Source organism: Neobacillus drentensis (genome assembly GCF_036965245.1).
In the GTDB taxonomy this organism is placed as follows: Bacteria; Bacillota; Bacilli; order Bacillales; family Cytobacillaceae; genus Neobacillus; species Neobacillus drentensis_G.
The window spans coordinates 41,184-61,655 of sequence record NZ_JBALPG010000039.1 but is presented as its reverse complement, the minus strand read 5'-3'; the positions used below and the strand labels follow the sequence as shown (position 1 = coordinate 61,655).

The window sequence follows — 20,472 nt, the reverse complement described above, 5'->3', positions numbered from 1 at the left end:
TGATTTGAGTCACAGAGCAACAAGCTTAGCAAACTGTAATAATAAAGAAGAGGAACAGTTTCTTCACAGGGTAGGTAACTACTCTATGTTTTATTTTATGTAGGAAGTTGAAACTAAACGAGGGGGAGTGTTATGAATTCAGGTAATCGGGTCCCTAACAGATCATTTTATTTATTTCTCATGAAAAATGGTCTGATCAGCATGATAGTTTCACTGATTATCGTGCAATCTTTAGTATCTATGCTTCATGTTGACATTCATTATTTAGATAAATTGCCGTTGTTTTTTTTCGTCTTCATCATTATTACTGTTTTTTTTATGATTATTTTTATTCAAGAGAGAAAATTACTGTCTAAACAAGAACAAATTATTGCAGTCATCAAAAATAGTACACAAAGCATTTTCATTCTTGATAAAAATAAAAACATTATCAGCCTAAACGATGCGGGAAAGGATCTTCTTCGTCTTCAGAATAAAGATGTTGTTAATTTTTGTGATGTTTGTTCCACCTTTCCAGGTACCGAGAAAATTTGTGATGTGTCCAAGTGCTTTTTGAATAATGACCAAGAAAATCCAGTAGAATTGTATATTAAATCTCATAAAGAACTTATTCCTGTACAAGCGACTATTTCATATTATACAACCCCTGAGAATGAAAAAGGGACGGTCATTGGTCTGCAAAAGATTAGTGAAAAACGAAAAGAGGAACAAAAAAAAATTGAAAAAATGATTACCCACTCTATTTTTCAAGCTCAAGAGAGAGAAAGAAAGCTCATATCAAGGGAACTCCACGATGGAATTGGGCAATCATTATTCGGAATACTCTTACAAGCAGAATACATCAAGTCTATTTCTAAAAATAAAAACGAACTGGATACACAGCTTGAAAAACATCAACGAATGATTACCCAAACAATAGAAGATGTTCGAAATTTATCCTCTGAATTACGTCCTTCAACCCTCGATGACCATGGGCTTATTGTTACTTTAAAGAACTTTATCCGAGATTTTGGCAACCGATTTGGCATGCAAATTAATTTTACCTTTAAAGGGTGTAATGAGCGTCTGCCGTCGTCCATTGAAACAGCTTTGTATCGAATTGCCCAAGAAGCTTTGATTAATGCGGCAAAGTATTCAAGTGCGGAGCGGATTGATATTGTCATTGAAGTTGATAAGCATTCAGATAAGGTATTCCTATCGATTTCTGATTTTGGGAAAGGGTTTGAACTCAATCCCTCGAATCGAAAAGGGGTCGGAATCTATAGTATGGAAGAGCGAGCCTCTATTTTAGGAGGGGATTTTTCGATTGTCTCTGAAATTGGCAAGGGAACACAGATTCAAGTAATTATTCCGATTGGATAAAGGTGGTAAACAATGAATGAAATTCGGATCTTTTTAGTGGATGATCATGCCGTTGTTCGTGATGGTCTGAACTTATTATTGAATGCTCAATCAGATATGATTGTCATTGGGGAAGCTGCCGAAGGAAATGAAGCACTGCTAAAAATCCCTAAGGTTAACCCAGACGTGGTCATCATGGACTTAAGCATGCCAAACGGGAGAGACGGGCTGCCAACTACGAGTGAACTCGTGCAAAACTTCCCGGATATCAAGGTTCTCATTTTATCGATGCATGACGATCCGGATTCTCTATTTAGGGCATTAAGAGCGGGAGCTTCCGGTTTTTTATTGAAATCATCACTTGGGCAAGAGCTGGTGACGGCTATTCGACAAGTGCATTCCGGGCAGGCCTATCTTTATCCAAATGCCCAGAAAAGAGTAATCGAGCATGTATTTCATGATACAGGAGAAGAATATAATGATTCCTTTGATCTTCTATCTGAACGTGAAAAAGAGATTTGCAGCCTTGTGGCAAAAGGTTACACGAACAAAGAAACCGGAGAACTTCTCAATATTAGTCCGAGAACCGTCGAAACACATAAATCGAAAATTATGGAAAAACTTAAACTAACGACAAGAAGAGACTTAGTGCAGTTTGCATTAAAAAGAGGTCTTTTAGATAATTAGGTGAGGGCGATGACAAATCAAAAAGTAGGATTAAAAGAATTACTAGAGTTAAAACTTCAATCACTTGTTTCTGAACTAAAGGTAGATTTTTCTGCGATTGCCTTTTATGATCCTCTTAATCTTGAATTCCGTTGGCGCTTAGCCATTGGTTCCTTAAACAACCGCTATACAAGTATTGTTGTTAGAAGTGGTAAAGGGATTTGCGGGCGAACGTTAAAAACAAAGCGAGAATTTATTATCACAAATTTTCCAGAAGAACTTCAGGATGAGTCTTTAGAGTTTCCAATCCTAATCATAGAAGAACTCAAATCCGCAGCATCTGTACCGTTACTATTTCACTCGCAGTTGATTGGTGTTCTGCTTATTGGTCAAAGGACACGTAGAAGGTTTGATACGATTGAAATTGAATCGATGAAATATGCAGCGGACGAGATTTCGAGTTTGTATATGCTGGAGCGAGAAGCGGAACAAACACCTCCAGATGAAAAAAAGGAAACAAAAAAGTCCTCCCTTTCTCGTTACTTTGTGGAGGAGAAGTCGAAATGGGGAGATAAGCTTGAAATCATTTTATTAGATCAACGTATAACCTTGCTGTCAGAAGAGGCACAGCAAAGCCTTATCTCTATCTTCAACCTTCTTTTTGAACGTGCAATTGGAGCGGAAAATAATTCTAAAGTTAAAGTAATGATTGAACTAAAATCTGAACAGCAATTTGCCATTCAAATTAAAACAGATCATATCTTGGAACTTCCTGAAGAAGTGTTTTCGCTCCTTGCTGATGAAGTAAGAAAAATCAATGGAAGCATTGAAATGGTTTTTGATAATAAAAGAACGATTTTAACTATGAACTTTTTTCTCAGCTTGCTATTACGTGATCAGCTTTGGAATACAATCCAAGAATCAAGTAACCTATAATGACTCATATTTCTTTCTTCTGACCTATTCACAATGATGGATAGGTTTTTTTGGCTAAGGGAAGTATAAATTTTTCAAATTTATACTTTCCTAACGCATAAGTGCAACTACGCCTCTGTCTTCGCCCTTAGGGGCTCGCCAATCGGCGAGTTTTCTTTATGTATTTGGCATAAGTGAATAAATTGTGAACATTTGAGTAACACACGATATGAAAATATGTAATTTCCCTTACTAAACTGAGGTGTAACCCTGATATTCACCAATATTGAAAGCCTTTACAATGAAATCATAAAAACGAAAGGATGAAGAGAAATGGAGAGGATTAAGCATTGGGACCCGGAGAATAGCCAGTACTGGAAATCGGAGGGAAAGCGACATGCTCAGCGAAACCTTTGGATTTCGATTCCTGCACTATTTTTAGCGTTTATCGTTTGGCAAATTTGGTCGGTTGTAGCAGTAAAACTGAATGATGTTGGTTTTCATTTTACATCAAGCGAACTTTTCACCTTGGCAGCACTTCCGGGACTTGTCGGGGCAACATTGAGAATATTTTTTACTTTTTTGCCGGGGATATTTGGCGGAAAAAACTGGACGGTAATTAGTACAGCAGCCCTTTTGCTGCCAGCAATCGGAATTGGCTTCGCTGTTCAAAACCCAGATACATCTTTTACCACGATGGCAATTTTAGCGGCTCTTTGCGGAATCGGAGGAGGAAATTTTTCATCATCGATGGCTAATATTAGCTTCTTTTTTCCAAAAAAATTAAAAGGCGCCGCAAATGGTATGAATGCGGGAATTGGAAATCTTGGGGTAAGTGCGGTTCAATTCTTAACACCGATTGTAATCACGACGGGGGCATTTGCTGGAATAGTCGGTTCCTCACAATTAATGAAGGATGGGACAGAAGTTTGGATCCAAAATGCCGCCTTTATTTGGATAGTGCCGATTGTTATTGTCACGATCTGCGCCCTTTTTGGGATGGATAATCTCCCAAATGCAAAACAATCATTTAAGGAACAAGCCATCATTTTCAAAAATAAGCATACTTGGATCATGTCATGGATCTACACAATGTGCTTTGGCTCCTTTATTGGCTATGCGGCAGCATTTCCATTGCTTATTAAAGCGGAATTTCCGGAAATAAATCCCCTTCAGCTAGCATTTTTAGGACCGCTGGTTGGGGCATCGGTCAGGCCGATCGGCGGCTGGATTGCCGATAAGATTGGCGGAGCAAAAGTAACGTTTTGGGATATTATCGTCATGATTGCAGCAACGGTAGGAGTTATTTACTTCTTAAATGAAAAGAATTTTACCGGATTTTTAATCATGTTTATTATTCTCTTTTTCACAACAGGGATCGCCAATGGCTCTACTTTCCGGATGATTCCGATTATTTTTGAACCAAAGCAGGCGGCACCAGTTCTTGGTTTTACGGCAGCCATTGCTGCATATGGCGCCTTCTTAATTCCAAAGATATTCAGTTGGTCGATATCGGTTTCAAACTCTGCGAATTTAGCACTCTACCTGTTTATCGCTTATTACGTGATTAGTCTTGGAATTTGCTGGTTCTATTACTCACGAAAGAACGCAGAAGTGAAATGCTAGCCCTGATTTGTTGAAGAAACAGGATGTAAAAAAGACTAGGAGTGAAACAGATGGGTAATTTAAAAAACTTTTTAAAAAGTGGAAATTTGCCGACATTACTATCATCCTTTCTCTATTTTGATATTAGTTTCATGATCTGGGTTATGGTAGGGGCCACTTCCACTTTTATTGTTCAGGATTTCGGACTGACACCAGCACAGAAGGGGTTAATGGTTGGGATTCCGGTATTAGGTGGATCCCTGCTTCGGATCCCAATGGGACTGCTTGCCGATCGCTTTGGCGGAAAGCGAATGGGGATGATCGGAATGCTGCTAACGATGATTCCACTTTTTTGGGGATGGTGGTTTGGAAATTCATTAACGGAAGTGCAAGCGTTTGGATTTTTACTCGGGATCGCAGGTGCAAGCTTCGCCGTTGCTCTGCCGCTTGCCAGCCGCTGGTATCCTCCTGAGCATCAAGGCCTTGCGATGGGGATTGCTGGTGCGGGAAATAGCGGCACCGTATTGGCAACCTTGTTTGCACCAAGAATTGCCCAAGCGTTTGGCTGGCATAGTGTGTTCGGTTTTGCTCTTATCCCGCTTTTTGTTGCCTTTATCATCTTTGTTATTTTTGCAAAAGACAGTCCCAATGCACCAAAGCCGCAAAAGCTTTCACAATACTTTGGCATTGTAAAAATTAAGGAAACATGGATTTTCAGCTTCTTTTACAGCCTATCATTTGGCGGTTTTGTTGGTTTGACTAGTTATCTTGCGATTTTCTTTGTGGATCAATACGGAATTAGTAAAGTTGCGGCGGGAGATTTTGTGACCATCACCGTCTTTGTTGGGAGTTTTGTTCGGCCAATTGGCGGGTATATTGCCGATCGGCTTGGAGGTATCAATCTTCTCATTCGATTGTTTGGTTTAGCTGCAGTAGTGCTTTGCATGATTGGATTCCTTCCATCACTTTATGTGACGCTGCCGCTGTTTATCATAGCTATGCTCATTTTTGGTATTGCAAACGGAGCAATCTTTCAGGTGATCCCGACAAGATTTCCGCGCGAAGTTGGGATTTTCACAGGATTCGTTGGTGCAGCAGGTGGTTTTGGCGGTTTCTTTTTACCAAACATTCTTGGAATTTTTAAAGAAATGACCGGTTCTTATGCCCTCGGTTTTTGGTGGATTGGAGCGACCTATATTGCTGCCCTTGCCATCACGGTGTGGCTGCAGCACGCATGGAAAAAAACTAGCATCAAGAAATCTCCAACTAGTCTGACAGCAATATAAAAAAAGCAGTTGAAATGATGCACTGAAAGAAGAAAGGGGATTGAAATGAAAACAAAATCGAGCAGCTTTTTAAAAAAGCTTCGCTATTTTAAACCAATTGACACGAGCTTAGATGGCTGGAGCCAGCTGACTGTCGGAGACCGGGAATGGGAAAATGTTTATCGCCAGCGTTGGGCGCACGATAAGGTTGTCAGGACAACACATGGCGTTAACTGTACCGGATCGTGCAGCTGGAAGGTATTTGTCAAGGATGGGATCATCACATGGGAAAACCAGCAGACAGATTATCCGAGCTGCGGACCGGATATGCCGGAATTTGAACCAAGGGGGTGTCCGCGGGGGGCAAGCTTTTCCTGGTATGTGTATAGCCCGCTTCGTGTGAAATATCCTTATGTTCGCGGGGCTCTCCTAAAATTATATCGTGAAGCGTTAAAACAGGAAAACGATCCGGTCAAAGCATGGGCAAGTATTGTCGAAAATCCTGAAAAGACAAAGCAGTATAAATCTGCCCGTGGTAAAGGAGGCTTCATCCGAGCCACAAAGGAAGAAGTCAATGAAATGATTTCCGCATCGCTTATTTATACAACGAAGAGATTCGGACCTGATCGGATTGCTGGATTTACCCCTATTCCCGCCATGTCTATGGTTAGTTATGCTGCGGGATCACGCTTTTTATCGATGCTTGGTGCTCCGATGCTTAGCTTCTATGACTGGTATGCTGATCTGCCGCCAGCCTCCCCGCAAATCTGGGGTGAGCAAACCGATGTTCCGGAGAGCAGTGACTGGTATAACTCCGGGTATATCATGATGTGGGGCTCCAATGTACCAATGACCAGAACACCTGACGCTCACTTTATGACAGAGGTACGATATAAAGGAACAAAAGTGGTAACCGTCAGCCCGGACTATGCGGAAAATGTAAAGTTTGCCGATGACTGGCTTCCAATCCAGCCTGGAGAAGATGCTGCTTTAGCGCAGGCGATGACCCATGTTATTTTAAAGGAGTTTTATGTCGACAAGAAGACGGATTACTTTTATGAATACGCCCAAAAATATACCGATCTTCCATACTTGATTACGCTTAAACAGAACGGGCAAGCTTATGTTTCTGACCGCTTTTTAACGGCAAGTGACTTAGGAATGCCATTCACGCATGCAGAATGGAAAACAGCTGTCATCGATAGGCAGTCAGGGAAAATTATGATTCCTAACGGTAGTATCGGTCATCGTTGGGGGAACAAAGGACAGTGGAACCTGCTGCAAGAGGATGAACAAGGGAATATGTTTGAGCCGGAGTTAACAGTTCTTGGCCAGGAAGACCGTATTGTTGACATCGAATTCCCGTTTTTTGACCGTGATCAAACAAGGACGGTTTCTCGCCCTGTCCCCGTGAAGATGGTGGTCAAAGCATCTGGTGAAGAAATATATGTTACGACAGTCTTTGATCTTATGCTTGCCCACTATGGGGTGAATCGTAAGGAGCTGGGCAAGGGAAAGTCATTTAGTTATGAAGATCAGCACCCATACACACCGGCCTGGCAGGAAAAATATACAGGAATAGATAAAAAGCTGGTAGTAAAAATCGCCAGAGAATTTGCCCAAAATGCCGTCGATACAAAGGGACGTTCCATGATTATCATGGGTGCAGGAATTAACCACTGGTTTAATGGTGACACCATTTACCGAAGCATTTTAAACCTAGTGTTATTGACAGGTTCACAGGGCGTCAATGGCGGTGGATGGGCCCATTATGTCGGGCAAGAAAAATGCCGCGTCCCGGAAGGCTGGGGAACGATTGCTTTTGGCCGTGACTGGTCGATGCCGCCGCGCCTGCAAAATGCAACGTCTTTCTATTATTTTGCCACAGATCAATGGCGCTATGAAGAGACAAAGATGAATGAGCTTGCTTCACCACTTGTGAAAAAAGCAAGATACCGGCATTCAGCCGATTACAACGTTCTCGCCGCAAGATTAGGCTGGCTGCCTTCTTATCCACAATTTAATCGAAACTCTATCAATCTATACGAAGATGCGCAAAAAGCAGGGGCCAAAACGGCAGAGGATGCCATTAAGTATGCGGTGAATGAGTTGAAAACTGGCAAGATGGAATTTGCGGTTGAAGATCCGGATCATCCTGTTAACTTCCCAAGAAACTTGTTTGTTTGGCGTTCCAATTTAATTTCAAGTTCGGGGAAAGGACATGAATATTTCCTAAAGCACCTGCTTGGCACCTCCAATGGGCTCCTGGGAGAAGAAAATCAGTCAATGAGGCCGGAGGAAATGAAATGGCGGTCTGAGGGTGCAGAAGGTAAACTCGATCTCCTTGTCTCCATCGATTTCCGAATGGCGGGGAATGCGCTGTATTCTGATATTGTTTTACCTGCGGCCACTTGGTACGAAAAGCATGATATTAGCAGTACTGATATGCATCCGTTTGTTCATCCATTCAATCCAGCGATTAATCCACCTTGGGAAGCACAATCTGATTGGGATACATTTAAAGGGATTGCCAAAGAATTTTCCGAAATGGCAGAGAAGCATTTCCCTAAACCAATCAAGGATCTGGTCACAGTCCCGCTCCAGCATGACACGCCAGATGAAATAGCTCAGCCTTTTGGTAAAGTGCTTGATTGGAAAAAAGGTGAAGTAGAAGCTGTGCCGGGTGTTACAATGCCGCGAATGATTTTTGTAGAACGCGATTATCGGAAAATATATGAAAAATTTATTGCCCTTGGGCCACTAGTAGAGAAAAATCCTGTTGGAGCACACGGAATTTCTTTTTCCGTGGCAGAGCAATATCAGCAGTTGAAGGGTATGAACGGGACGGTCGAAATGGCGGGAATTTCCCATGGCATGCCAAGCATTGAATCAGGACGACAGGCAGCGGAAGCGATGATGACCTTATCTAGCGCAACAAATGGGAAAGTGGCAATGAAGGCATGGGAAGCGGAGGAAGCAAAAACAGGTCTTTCCTTAAAGGATATCGCCGAAGACCAAGCATCTGTACATCATACTTTTCAGGATATTTCCATCCAACCGCGTAAGGTGATCCCAACGCCAGTATTTACCGGGTCAAATAAAGGGAATAAACGTTATTCACCATTTACGACCAATATTGAACGCTTTGTCCCATTCCGAACGTTAACTGGACGGCAGCATTTTTATCTTGATCATGAAATTATCACTGAATATGGGGAAAATTTCCCTATTTATAAGCCGACTTTACCGGAAATGGTTTTTTCCAGCCGTGATCAAGTACCGAAGAAACAGGAGAATGAAATTACCCTTAGATATTTAACGCCGCACGGGAAATGGAATATTCACAGCACCTATCAAGATAATTTAACGATGCTGACGCTTTTCCGCGGTGGACCGCATGTATGGATGAGTGAAAAGGATGCTGAGCAGGCGGGTATTCAAGACAATGATTGGGTCGAAGTTTACAATCGTAATGGCGTCGTAGCAGCAAGGGCGGTAACAAGTCATAAAATGCCAAAAGGTACGCTGTATATGTACCATGCGCAGGATAAGCATATTAATACTCCAGGTTCGACGATTACCCATGAACGGGGCGGAACGCATAACAGTCCTACCAAGATCCATGTGAAGCCAACCCAACTTATTGGGGGCTATGCACAGCTTAGCTATGGGTTTAATTACTATGGTCCGATCGGAAACCAACGTGATCTTTACGTTTCTGTCAGAAAGATGAAGGAGGTGCCTTGGCTTGAAGATTAAAGCACAAGTGGCGATGGTAATGAACCTAGACAAATGTATTGGCTGCCATACCTGTAGTGTTACGTGTAAAAACACATGGACGAATCGTCCGGGGGCCGAGTATATCTGGTTTAATAATGTCGAAACAAAGCCAGGGGTTGGCTATCCGATTGAATGGGAAAATCAGGAGAAGCACAAAGGGGGCTGGACGTTAAAGAACAATCAACTTGAGTTAAAATCCGGAAGTAAGCTGAATAAACTTGCTCTCGGAAAAATCTTTCACAATCCCGACCTGCCAACGATTGATGAATATTATGAGCCATGGACATATGATTATGAAAAGCTGACGAACAGCCTGCAGAAGAAGCATCAGCCTGTTGCCCGGCCGAAATCTCTGTTAACTGGGGAAACAATGGAGCTGGGATGGGGGCCAAACTGGGAGGATGACCTTGCAGGTGTCCATGTAACGGGCCTGCAAGATCCGAATTTCAGGAAGCTTGAAGAGTCAGTAAAGCTTGAATTTGAACAAGCCTTTATGACGTATCTGCCCCGGATTTGTGAGCATTGTTTAAATCCTGGTTGTGTCGCCTCCTGTCCTTCTGGTGCGATTTATAAAAGAGATGAAGACGGGATTGTCCTCGTCGACCAAGAGCAGTGCCGGGGCTGGAGATACTGTATGACAGGCTGCCCTTATAAAAAGGTTTATTTCAATTGGGAGACGCAAAAAGCAGAAAAATGTACGTTTTGCTTCCCGAGAATTGAAGCAGGACTGCCAACGGTTTGTTCGGAAACGTGCACAGGCCGTATCCGTTATATCGGGGTTCTACTCTATGATGCAGACAGGGTGAAAGAAGTGGCAAGCATCCCAAATGAAAAAGATTTATACAAGGAGCAGTTAAGCTTGTTCCTCGACCCCAATGATCCTGAAGTAATCGAACAGGCAAAAAAGGACGGCATTTCTGAAGATTGGCTGGAAGCAGCCAGAAAATCACCTATATATAAAATGGCGATTAAATATAAAATTGCTCTTCCGCTTCACCCAGAATATCGAACATTGCCGATGGTTTGGTATGTTCCGCCGCTAAGTCCATTTACAACCATGTTCGAGGGAAAGGATACAAACGGTGCGTTAGAAGAAATGTTTCCGGCGATCAACCAAATGAGAATTCCACTGGAATACCTCGCCAACATGCTTACAGCGGGAGACACAGACATCATTATAGAAGTACTGGAAAAAATGGTCACCATGCGCCATCATATGCGGGCAAAAACATTAGGGAAAGCAGCAAATGAACAACTTCTTAAAAAGATTGGCATGGACTCGGAAGTAATCGAGGAAATGTACCGCTTGCTGGCTATCGCGAAGTACGAAGATCGATTTGTTATTCCTCCTGCACATAAGGAACACGTCCAGAATCTCTACGGGGAGCAAGGTTCAATCGGGTATAGCTTTGACTGTAATACTTGTAAAGTAGGTGGCTATGATGGATCAAATGATGAATTCCATGTTCTCAAAAGATGAGACCGAGGTTCGCGACTCCTTTAAAATGATTTCTTATCTACTACAGTATCCTGATAAAAGGTGGCTGCAATGGAGAGAACTGGTTGAAGAGGTCGAGGAATTTGAAAGTCTATCGCTCAAAACTCCGCTTGTCTCTTTTTTGAAGGCAATTGGCGATATTTCTATCGATGATTTAGAACGGTATTATGTTGACTTGTTTGATTTTAACCCGGCCTGCTCCCTTTCGTTGAGCTACTTGAAAGCGGGGGAACAGCGAGAACGAGGGCAAATTTTAGTAGAATTAAAGGCGTTGTATAAAGACTATGGCTATGAAATGACGGATGAGGAGCTATCCGATTATTTGCCGGTTGTATTAGAATTTGCCTCGGTTGCCCCCCTGCAAATTTCCGCTAATCTGCTAGGAAGTTTGCGGGAACCGATTGAAAAATTGAAGAATGAATTCGAAATGTTGAAAAGTCCGTATCTATTTTTAATCTCAGCCTGTTTAGCCGGAATGGATTTACTCGAAAAAACAATTTTATCAGGGAGGAGGGAATAGAAGGTGCTTCAATTTCTATGGGTGATATTTCCTTACTTAATGATTACGATTTTTATTGTCGGGCATATTTACCGTTACAATGTGGACCAATTGTCATGGACGGCTAAATCAAGTGAATTTTTGGAAAAAAAGACGTTAAAATGGGGAAGCATGTTATTTCATATTGGGATCCTACTTGTTTCTGTCGGGCATATAGTCGGTCTCTTGGTTCCGAAATCTCTCCTGGAAAGCTTTGGAGTGAGTGAATCTATGTATCACTCTGGTGCTGTGTATGTGGGAGGGCTTGCTGGGATTATTACTCTGATTGGGATTCTCATTCTGTTGAATCGCCGGCTTACGAATAAACGTGTGCGGATTACAAGTGATACTAGTGACTTCATCACATTGATCCTCATCTTTCTGATTATCATAATTGGAATCTATAATACTGTTATCGGAACCCGGCTCCATCCCGATTTTGATTATCGCGAAACCATTAGTCCATGGTTCAGAGGCCTGCTCACTTTTGTGCCGAATCCTTCCTTAATGAGAGGGGTGCCTCTTGGTTTTCAGTTGCATATCTTGATATCGTTCGCCTTGATTGGAATCTGGCCATTTACTCGGCTTGTCCATGTGTGGAGTGTCCCTCTAACCTATTTCAAGCGGCGCTACATCATTTATCGAAAAAGGGCAGGCTAAGGATTCTCGATTGCCGCAGTTGAACTTTGAAACTGACTTAAAAGGTCGTTGAAAGACGACTCTTCTGAGTCAGTTTTTTTCTTGATTTTTGGCGTTACTTGAAAATTAGTGGCTCCTAAGAGCTAGTAATCTCCCCAATTCTTTAGGTATTTTCATCAGTTTTTGCCTCCTGCAAATGTAGGAGGTTTTTTTCGTTGTGATCGTCAACCAGCACTAGTGGCTGTCCTTACTGTTTATCCATGCTCAGCATTGGAATGAAGTGGAAGATGACATAAAGGCCATGGACATTGCAGAATTTTTGAATTGGTGATCTAATTCTTTTTACACTAAAGGAATCGGTCTATTCAGGAGAGTCTTAAAAAAGAGCTTTTGATATAAATATATTTTTTTACGATAATACCAACCATGGTATGATGAAGAAAATCTAAAAAGTTTTTTTAGAAAAGTGTAGGGGTTTATTAAATAGCATTCGTCTATTAGTGTGTTGGACAAAAAAGAAAGGGGGAGAGAACGATTAGCGACACAGCCTTAATAGAAAAAGTGCTGGAAGGCAATGATCATGCCTTTCGTCTTTTGGTTGAGAAGTACCGCAATGATGTGTTCCGGACTGTCTTTGCTGTTCTTCGCGATCAAAAGGAAGCTGAAGACGCTGCACAGGAAGTGTTTATGAAAATTTACACCTCTCTCCCTAAATATGAATTCCAAGGTTTTAAAACGTGGATGACGCGTATTGCCGTTAACCATGCGATAGATGTTAAACGAAAACAGGCAAGACGAAGAGAGGAAGTTGCAGAGGCCCTCGAGCAGCAGGCATTAGCGACACCGAGGGATAGCGTGGAAAAGGAAATTATTGAGCAGGACCGACGCACACTTGTTAGGAAAAAGTTGAATGAAGTACCTGAGAATTACCGTGAAGTAATCTACGGCTTTTACATAGCGGAAAAAAGTTATCAGCAAATGGCCGAGGAACAAAATGTCCAAGTCAAAACGATTGAGACGAAACTGTACCGGGCTCGAAGCTGGATGAAAAAGAATTGGAAGGAGGATGATTTTTCATGAAGCATTACACTTACGATGAATGGCAGCAATACGTTAAAAACGAAATTAATGAAAACACCCGAGAGGAACTAGAAAGTCATTTATATACGTGCGACCAATGCCTTGAGGCCTACTTACAAGCAGTCTCAGCAAACGAATCATCCCTCCCGGTTCTTTCAAGCGAAAGCAACTTTACAGATCAAGTAATGGCAAGGGTAATGCCTTCAATGGTGCCTGACATCGTTACAGATATTAGCACTGTGCCAACAGTTCCATCGGTGCCTGACACCATTAGAACGCTTAGCACGGTGGTAATGCTTCCTTTAGTGCCTGACACTAAAGATGTTGACACCGAAGATGATACAAAAGATGACACCAAGGAGTTTAGTAAGATTAAGAAGAAGCGTTTTTATCAGCAGGCGGTGTTCCATTATTTTTTGGCGGCTGCTGCGACGATTTTATTAATGTTTACAGGTGCGTTTCAATCGCTTGTCAGCTATGCAAACTCGTTAGAGAGTCCGCTGAACATTCAGGAAAAAAAGCCTTCGGTGACGGAAGGGGTTATTAATAAAACATTTGCATGGATGGATTCACTAGAAAAAAAGGAGGCAGATAAGAAATGAAAAATTCCACGAAGGCTTTAACACTATCGTTATTTCCCGGCCTCGGTCACATTTATTTCGGAAACATGTTTCGCGGGGTGTTGTATTTATTATCGGTTATTGGCTTGGCGTTTATAACGGTTATGGCTTTATTTACCCATAATGAGGAAATAGCAGTCCTGGCCTTTATGGCTGGTATTTCGATCTATTTAATTAGCTTCATTGATATGGGTGTACAGATTTCAAAACAAAAGAGGATACTAACGGAAACAAATCCCGACTACATGTATTCTAAGGCAGCCCAGGACTCAGAACGTTTTTATACAATCGTCTTATCGTTTATTCCGGGACTTGGCCATTTTCAACTTGGATTAATGAATAGGGGCTTAACGCTGCTGGCCACATTTTTTGGCCTAGGCGTCATGGTTATTTTTATTACGGCACTATCCAACCGTGGAGAATTTCTTGTCTTTTTGGCGGCACTTCCCATCATCTGGGTGTATGGTTTTTTTGACGCTGTACAGCAGGTAAATAAAAAGCAGCGTGGTGAGGAGCTAGTTGACCGAACGATTTATGAGGATTTTGAAATACGCAGAGAAGACAGTAAGAAAAGTAAGGCAATCGCGACGTTTCTTGCGATTTTTCCAGGTGCGGGTCACTTGTATATAGGCTTGCAGCGGCGCGGCATTCAGCTGATGGCGGCGTTCCTGTTTTCGGTTTATATCTTAGACATTTTACGACTTGGCATATTCTTGTTTTTAATCCCGATTATCTGGTTTTACAGCTTTTTTGACGCGATGCAAAAGGTTTCGAGGTATGGTGAAGAAGAGATTGAAGATGTTCCTATTATCGCCTATTTCCTTAATCATCAAAAATGGGTAGGAATTGGGCTTGTCCTGATGGGTCTTTATTATATGGTAATGAACGTCTTAATCCCGGCATTTTCACCAATGTTAAGAAAGATTATTAATATTGATATCTCGTATTGGATGCAATACTACTTCCAACCATACCTTCAGACCGGCCTTGTTTGCGTGCTGTTAATCGGCGGGGGAATTAAGCTTTTATCCGGAAGTAAACAAAAAAGGGAGGCTGAGAATCATGAGTAAGTGGGGAAAAGCGATAGCAGGAATGGCATTAATCGGAGCCGGGATCGGCTTTCTTTTTAGAAAAAGAAAGAGAGGCGAAGGAGCATGAGAACTTGGCGTGTTGGGACGTTTTCGATGGGGGCCTCGCTCTTGTTTCTTGGCCTCTTTCTTTTCTTTTCAAAGTTTTTGCATTTAAATCTTGTTCAGATTATGACGGCGTGGTGGCCGCTTTTATTAATAGTCTTAGGAGTTGAAATTCTCGTTTATTTGTTTCTCTCACGGCAGGAAAAACCAATGTTAAAATATGATTTTTTGAGTATTATCTTTGTTGGAGTGATCGGCATGGTTGGAATTGGCTTTGCTGTCTTAAACACAACAGGTTTAATGAACAAGGTAGAAGAGGTAATGGCACGGGAGGAACGCTCGTTTGAACTGCCTGCTTATTCCTATCAAATGGATGACAGTATTAAACGAGTGGTGGTCAGAACGGTTGGCTATGACATGACAATTGAAGCTACAGAGGAAAAAGAAGTCTCAATGTTTGGCACATACAGGGTGCAAACGGGGAAAAAAGAGAAGCTGTTGAAAAGTGCAGATGATATTATTGCAGCAAACAAAAAGGGAGATACGCTTTATTTAAATGTAAAGACGCTGCCAAACGAGGTTGGGCCGTTTGATTCGCAGGGAATGATGGCGGGAACCATACTTGTGCCGAAGGATGTAAAGCTTGAGGTCATCGGAAATAATAATTCTTTAACCTTAAAACCGCGCACTCTTGCGAACGACTGGAATATTGAGAGTGCCTCATCGATTGTAGTTGATGTTGCGGAAAACAGTAATTTGAAGGTAGCCGCTGTTGGTGTGGAGAATGTAAGCGGGAAAGACGGCGAGTGGCAAGTGTCAGAGAAAGAGAATGCTGAGGGTGTAGATAATAATGCGAGAAAAAATGCTGTTTATCAATCAGGTGAAGGTAAATACCGTATTCATATTGCAAACGCTTTTGAGGTCAGCCTAAACACGAATTAATAAATTCTTCTTCTCTTATTTTTTGCAAAAAAATAAAAAGTGGTTATGATAGTAGAGGGACGTTCAGGGAGATACTAGTTCTTATCCCACATTAATGGACAGAATGGTCCCCGCTTTTGTGGTAACTAACAAGGATAGTTGAAGCTCAACTGCCCGTAAAAGCCCATCAGTGAGATACAGTGAAACTTGCCGATACGCTTTTTATCGGCTTAGTTAAACCAATCGGGTTTGTACTTTCTCTTTATCGAGGCTGCAGCCTTGATATTATGGACAGTAGAACGTGACTAACAATCAGCAGAAGATGGAGAGAATTCCCACTGATTGAAGGTTCACCTTATGGCTTGTCAATATGTTTGTAAGTAATGATGATAATTGGTAGAATATAGAATTGACAAAGCCATGTTATTTAAAAAATAGGATGATGATGATGAAAAGAGCAAGACTGATTTACAATCCTACATCAGGACGAGAAGTTCTGAAACGGAATCTGCCGGAAATCCTTCAAAAATTAGAGGTTGCCGGATATGAAGCATCTTGTCATGCTACGACGGGTGCGGGTGATGCCACGAAGGCAGCACGATTAGCCGTCGAGCGCCAGTATGATATTGTCATTGCGGCCGGCGGTGATGGAACGATTCATGAGGTCGTAAACGGCTTAGCTGAGCAGGAGTACCGTCCAAAACTAGGTATTATTCCAGCCGGTACAACGAATGATTTTGCCCGAGCTCTTCATATTCCCAGAGATGTTGGGGCTGCTGTGAATATTATCACGAAAGGGGAATTAATCCCTGTAGATATTGGCCGTATTAATGATCGATATTTTATTAATATTGCAGGCGGCGGCAGAATTACCGAGCTTACATATGAAGTGCCAAGTAGGTTAAAAACGATGCTCGGCCAGCTTGCCTACTATTTAAAAGGGGTGGAAATGCTTCCATCGATTAAAGCCTCGGATCTTAAGATTGAATATGACGGAAAGCTTTTTGAAGGAGAAGCGATGATGTTTCTGGTTGGACTGACCAATTCGATTGGCGGATTTGAAAAGCTTGCACCTGATGCATCTATTAACGATGGATTGTTTTCCCTTTTAATTTTGAAAAAAGTAAATCTTGCCGAGTTTATTCGGATTGCAACGTTAGCGATTCGCGGTGAACATGTGAATGACACGAATGTAATTTACACACAGGCAAATCGAATCAAAGTTTATTCCGATGAAAAAGTGCAGCTAAATTTAGATGGAGAATTCGGCGGCTTGCTGCCTGCGGAGTTTGAGAATCTATACCGACATTTAGAAGTGTTTGTCCCCTTTGATAACATTCGCCCAAATGACCGGCCGACAGATTGGGAGTCGGGAAAAAGATATAGCTAAGAAAAAGCCTAGTTTCTATGGTAAAAGGTTCCGTTTTCGGGTGCATAAGTATAAAATAGCGTGAGAATTGACTCACGCTATTTTTCTTTTTTTACAAAGGGATATTACAATTTTTAGGCTTATTGGGATTTGGAATGACACACTTTACTTACAATGACAAATGAGCTCAACATTCGGACAATCAAAAGTAATAATCCACTTGTCCTGTTTGAATGAGCCTTACATTCGGACAATCAACAGGCAAATCCACATAATGATCAGCTGCCATTATTGGCGGTTTTTTTTTTCTAATTGCAAGATCGGGTGCTTCAGTCGAAATAAGGAATTTGATTGTCAATTAGTCCATATGACAATTAAAAATGGCGTGCTAAAACTGAAAGCAGTTTTACACGCCATTTTCTATGTCATTTAACTTTTGCACCTAAATACGGAACCCTTCATTCTCTAGGAGCGGGCTATTTTTAATAGATTAAATAGTAGACTGTCAAACTCTAGCGCTTTACTACGTTGACAGGTCTGTTAACTTTTTGCTTCTAAATAAAGAGCTTGAATAAATTTTTTAATATTAATCCGACAATGACCGTAGTCGTCTTGGATTTTGCCTTCCAGTTCGAACATTTTCATTCGGACTTGGGTATAGTCAAAGAAACTGGATGAATAATGTTCAAACTTTGGATTACTGTAGTCGGTAAGCCCAAGTGAAGCAATACCCTGAAGTGCTTGATGGATGGCACGGCGGATACGCTGCTCAACCGCTTTTATTTCTTTTTTAAGCTCCTGTTGCGGAGAGGAGTGTCCGAGACGTTTTTCAACTACTTTTTCATATAAATCCTTTAGAGACGGTGTTTCACGTACCCCGCCTTTTTCTAATTGTGATAATATCGCTAAAATATCAAGCAGATCCTTACAACCACTCTCTCCAATAATACCAAGCTCATACAGGATGTTCTTTCCAGATTGAATAATTGGATTTTGAGTCGAGTGTTTAAGTCTTTCAGGACTTTTCTTTTGTGAATGGTTTGTTAAAAAGCTTAATGATTTTTGAATGTCAGTTAGCGATTTTTCAAGTTGCAGTTGATTGGATACCTTCTTTAGGATGTTGACGACTTCACAACGGTTAATTGGCTTTGTAATATAGTGATCAACCCCTAACGAATAGGCTTCACCAATCATATCCTTTGTTTCAACCTGTGAAATCATAATAATTTTTCCACGGAAGAAAGGAGCAATTTCCCTAATCGTTTCAATTCCATCACGGTTTGGCATTAGCAAGTCGATTATCAAGATGTCTATTCCTTGTTCAGCAAGAATATCTGCATAAACCTCAGAACCATCCACTGCCTCTCCTGCTACGGTCCCCAATTCTTCTTCTTCAATAATATTAGAAAGCATTACCCGAATCGTGGGGGAATCATCGACAATTAGAAATTTCAAAGCTATCATCCTCTCTCTCTGTTAAACTTGCGACCGGAAGAAGTATTTCAAAACTGGTTCTGTTTATCTCATCTGTATCTAAAAGTTTGAGCTCTCCTCCGATATTTTCAATCACATTTTTTATGTATGATAAGCCAATCCCATTTGAGGCTATCCCCATTTGGTCGAATTTAGTGGTAAAGCCTGGTTCAAAAATGAAGGGTTTATTTTTCTCAGAAATTCCCGGGCCGTTATCACTTACAATGATGTGGATCATTTCATTGGCTCGGCCAACTGTCAGCTCCACATTTCCTTTTTCGTTTATTGCTTCGACAGCATTAGAAACTAGGTTGTTAATAAGTGAAAAAAGTATAACCGTCCGGTAAAAGGGATGTGCTCCCAAAATAGTTACTTTGTAGTCAATGGATTTTTCGAGCATTTCTCCGTAACGTTTATTAGCAATAATAATTACCTCAATTATTTCTTTCATGTCCATATAGTCACTTAAGTTTTCTTTAACCATTAATTTTGATAATCCCGCATAGATACGCTGATTATCTTTTTTAATTTCATGCATTTGGCCGGCTATTTTCAGTGCAGTTTGAGCTGAATTATGGTGCAATCCCTTTAAATCTCGATAAAGCCCGTAACATGCACTTGTTAGCTCCTCCGCATTCTTAGTTGATTTCTTCAATTGAAACATTTCTACATATAAATTTGAAATTAATAATAAAATTTGCTCGTTTCGCTTTCGCTGCTGTTCTTCTGCTAATCTTGTTTCTCTTACGATAAGAATATTATAAAAGCCGAGGACGAAGAAGCTGCGGATAATCGCAATTCCGCCAATAATCACGAAAGTATGGACGGTTATTGGCATATGCGAAGTAAAATAGCGGCAGATTATTTCGGCTATACTGGCAATGATCTCGATTATGGCACCGAACAAGCCAATGAAAAATGGTTTTTCATGCCAACTATTCACTTTGAAAAGGTGAAAAAGTATGGCGAAAATCAAGTAATAAAAAAAGACAGGGAAATATAAATAAAAGGCGTCATGAAACTGAAAGGAGTCGAATTGGATTCCATACAAGAAAATACGGAAGAGAACCACTGCAACTCCTGCCAAGAGTCCAGAGAGAATAGGATGAATTTTTCGAGAAAATAATAAAAAAAAGAAAAAAACTGGTGTTCCCAAACTAACCCTAATATCCCCCTCAGTCGGATAAAACTTCAACTCACCAGCTATTGGAACAACGATGAATATCATTAAATAGGCTACTAATTTTTCGCGCACAGAATCACTTCCATTACAGATACCTTTAATTCTATTTCTCTATTATATCGTAAATGTTTTTCAGCCAATTGTAATTAGAAAAAATGACAAATTTATTAAGTTTCTAGTTGATTTTGTTAGTTATTGTAGGTTCTTGTAGGTCAAGCGTTATGCTCAATGTGAACAAAGGAAGCTTTACAAAGTAGTTTTGAGGTTCCAACGTTCCATAGTTTTAGCAATTATTTTTTAAATTGGAATGCGCAAATGGAAGTGCGGGCTTAAAAGGTGAAAATATTTGTGAATGTTTTCACAAATATACTACTTGAAAGCAGGTGATAAGGTCAAGAATTACGGAAAGCTGAAGGGGTCGTTTTATAAAAAAACATTACCGTATG

At 41.1% G+C, this 20,472-nt stretch carries 17 protein-coding genes; 15 read left to right on the top strand and 2 right to left on the bottom strand.

The features are described 5' to 3' along the window. Nucleotides 1–132 precede the first annotated feature (132 nt). The 15 genes from V7150_RS09735 to V7150_RS09665 all read left to right on the top strand — a co-directional run bounded on the left by V7150_RS09735 (nucleotide 133) and on the right by V7150_RS09665 (nucleotide 17,391). Entirely contained in the window at nucleotides 133–1,362 is a 1,230-nt protein-coding gene (locus V7150_RS09735) for a sensor histidine kinase (RefSeq protein ID WP_335516891.1), read from the top strand. Nucleotides 1,363–1,374: 12 nt separating this feature from the next. Beyond that, nucleotides 1,375–2,028: a response regulator transcription factor gene (locus tag V7150_RS09730; protein ID WP_335516889.1), complete on the top strand. Its 654-nt coding sequence runs from the start codon at nucleotides 1,375–1,377 to the stop codon at nucleotides 2,026–2,028. A gap of 9 nt (nucleotides 2,029–2,037) precedes the next feature. After that, nucleotides 2,038–2,943 (top strand): GAF domain-containing protein, encoded by a 906-nt coding sequence (locus V7150_RS09725; protein ID WP_335516886.1) that lies wholly within the window; start codon nucleotides 2,038–2,040, stop codon nucleotides 2,941–2,943. A gap of 312 nt (nucleotides 2,944–3,255) precedes the next feature. Next, complete coding sequence (locus V7150_RS09720; RefSeq protein WP_335516883.1) at nucleotides 3,256–4,548, top strand: NarK family nitrate/nitrite MFS transporter; 1,293 nt, start codon at nucleotides 3,256–3,258, stop codon at nucleotides 4,546–4,548. 50 nt (nucleotides 4,549–4,598) lie between these two features. Then, nucleotides 4,599–5,813: a nitrate/nitrite transporter gene (locus tag V7150_RS09715; RefSeq protein WP_335516879.1), complete on the top strand. Its 1,215-nt coding sequence runs from the start codon at nucleotides 4,599–4,601 to the stop codon at nucleotides 5,811–5,813. Nucleotides 5,814–5,858: 45 nt separating this feature from the next. Beyond that, nucleotides 5,859–9,551, top strand: coding sequence for a nitrate reductase subunit alpha (locus tag V7150_RS09710; protein WP_335516875.1), 3,693 nt, complete (start codon nucleotides 5,859–5,861; stop codon nucleotides 9,549–9,551). After that, nucleotides 9,541–11,052: a nitrate reductase subunit beta gene (gene narH, locus V7150_RS09705; RefSeq protein ID WP_420490270.1), complete on the top strand. Its 1,512-nt coding sequence runs from the start codon at nucleotides 9,541–9,543 to the stop codon at nucleotides 11,050–11,052. The genes V7150_RS09710 and narH overlap by 11 nt, the downstream gene beginning before the upstream one ends. Further along, on the top strand, nucleotides 11,015–11,590 hold the full coding sequence (gene narJ / locus V7150_RS09700) for a nitrate reductase molybdenum cofactor assembly chaperone (protein WP_335516872.1): 576 nt from the start codon (nucleotides 11,015–11,017) through the stop codon (nucleotides 11,588–11,590). Before narH ends, narJ begins: the two co-directional genes overlap by 38 nt. Before the next feature lie 3 nt (nucleotides 11,591–11,593). Further along, nucleotides 11,594–12,268 (top strand): respiratory nitrate reductase subunit gamma, encoded by a 675-nt coding sequence (narI, locus tag V7150_RS09695; protein WP_335516870.1) that lies wholly within the window; start codon nucleotides 11,594–11,596, stop codon nucleotides 12,266–12,268. Nucleotides 12,269–12,808: 540 nt separating this feature from the next. Then, nucleotides 12,809–13,327 (top strand): sigma-70 family RNA polymerase sigma factor, encoded by a 519-nt coding sequence (locus V7150_RS09690; RefSeq protein ID WP_335516868.1) that lies wholly within the window; start codon nucleotides 12,809–12,811, stop codon nucleotides 13,325–13,327. Next, nucleotides 13,324–13,929, top strand: a complete 606-nt coding sequence (locus V7150_RS09685; RefSeq protein ID WP_335516865.1) for an anti-sigma factor family protein — start codon at nucleotides 13,324–13,326, stop codon at nucleotides 13,927–13,929. Before V7150_RS09690 ends, V7150_RS09685 begins: the two co-directional genes overlap by 4 nt. Further along, nucleotides 13,926–15,017: a hypothetical protein gene (locus V7150_RS09680; protein WP_335516862.1), complete on the top strand. Its 1,092-nt coding sequence runs from the start codon at nucleotides 13,926–13,928 to the stop codon at nucleotides 15,015–15,017. Before V7150_RS09685 ends, V7150_RS09680 begins: the two co-directional genes overlap by 4 nt. Beyond that, the gene (locus V7150_RS09675; RefSeq protein WP_335516860.1) at nucleotides 15,010–15,105 is read left to right on the top strand and encodes an LPXTG cell wall anchor domain-containing protein; all 96 of its coding nucleotides are present in this window, start codon (nucleotides 15,010–15,012) and stop codon (nucleotides 15,103–15,105) included. Before V7150_RS09680 ends, V7150_RS09675 begins: the two co-directional genes overlap by 8 nt. After that, on the top strand, nucleotides 15,102–16,022 hold the full coding sequence (locus V7150_RS09670) for a hypothetical protein (protein WP_335516857.1): 921 nt from the start codon (nucleotides 15,102–15,104) through the stop codon (nucleotides 16,020–16,022). The genes V7150_RS09675 and V7150_RS09670 overlap by 4 nt, the downstream gene beginning before the upstream one ends. A 427-nt stretch (nucleotides 16,023–16,449) precedes the next feature. Next, nucleotides 16,450–17,391 carry a diacylglycerol kinase gene (locus tag V7150_RS09665; RefSeq protein ID WP_335517075.1) on the top strand — a complete coding sequence of 314 codons (942 nt, stop codon included), beginning with the start codon at nucleotides 16,450–16,452 and terminating at the stop codon, nucleotides 17,389–17,391. 519 nt (nucleotides 17,392–17,910) lie between these two features. Here the strand turns inward: V7150_RS09665 and V7150_RS09660 are convergent. Next, nucleotides 17,911–18,825: a response regulator gene (locus V7150_RS09660; protein ID WP_335516854.1), complete on the bottom strand. Its 915-nt coding sequence runs from the start codon at nucleotides 18,823–18,825 to the stop codon at nucleotides 17,911–17,913. Beyond that, the gene (locus V7150_RS09655) at nucleotides 18,803–20,098 is read right to left on the bottom strand and encodes a sensor histidine kinase (RefSeq protein WP_335516850.1); all 1,296 of its coding nucleotides are present in this window, start codon (nucleotides 20,096–20,098) and stop codon (nucleotides 18,803–18,805) included. The genes V7150_RS09660 and V7150_RS09655 overlap by 23 nt, the downstream gene beginning before the upstream one ends. Between the last annotated feature and the right edge of the window lie 374 nt (nucleotides 20,099–20,472).

Excerpts from the sequence above, each read along its gene's own strand:
- V7150_RS09720 (WP_335516883.1), top strand. The coding sequence starts at position 3,256 with ATGGAGAGGATTAAGCATTGGGACCCGGAGAATAGCCAGTACTGGAAA.
- V7150_RS09665 (WP_335517075.1), top strand. The coding sequence starts at position 16,450 with ATGAAAAGAGCAAGACTGATTTACAATCCTACATCAGGACGAGAAGTT.
- V7150_RS09725 (WP_335516886.1), top strand. The coding sequence starts at position 2,038 with ATGACAAATCAAAAAGTAGGATTAAAAGAATTACTAGAGTTAAAACTT.
- V7150_RS09675 (WP_335516860.1), top strand. The coding sequence starts at position 15,010 with ATGAGTAAGTGGGGAAAAGCGATAGCAGGAATGGCATTAATCGGAGCC.
- V7150_RS09715 (WP_335516879.1), top strand. The coding sequence starts at position 4,599 with ATGGGTAATTTAAAAAACTTTTTAAAAAGTGGAAATTTGCCGACATTA.
- V7150_RS09735 (WP_335516891.1), top strand. The coding sequence starts at position 133 with ATGAATTCAGGTAATCGGGTCCCTAACAGATCATTTTATTTATTTCTC.
- V7150_RS09670 (WP_335516857.1), top strand. The coding sequence starts at position 15,102 with ATGAGAACTTGGCGTGTTGGGACGTTTTCGATGGGGGCCTCGCTCTTG.
- V7150_RS09710 (WP_335516875.1), top strand. The coding sequence starts at position 5,859 with ATGAAAACAAAATCGAGCAGCTTTTTAAAAAAGCTTCGCTATTTTAAA.
- narJ (WP_335516872.1), top strand. The coding sequence starts at position 11,015 with ATGGATCAAATGATGAATTCCATGTTCTCAAAAGATGAGACCGAGGTT.
- V7150_RS09730 (WP_335516889.1), top strand. The coding sequence starts at position 1,375 with ATGAATGAAATTCGGATCTTTTTAGTGGATGATCATGCCGTTGTTCGT.
- V7150_RS09685 (WP_335516865.1), top strand. The coding sequence starts at position 13,324 with ATGAAGCATTACACTTACGATGAATGGCAGCAATACGTTAAAAACGAA.
- V7150_RS09680 (WP_335516862.1), top strand. The coding sequence starts at position 13,926 with ATGAAAAATTCCACGAAGGCTTTAACACTATCGTTATTTCCCGGCCTC.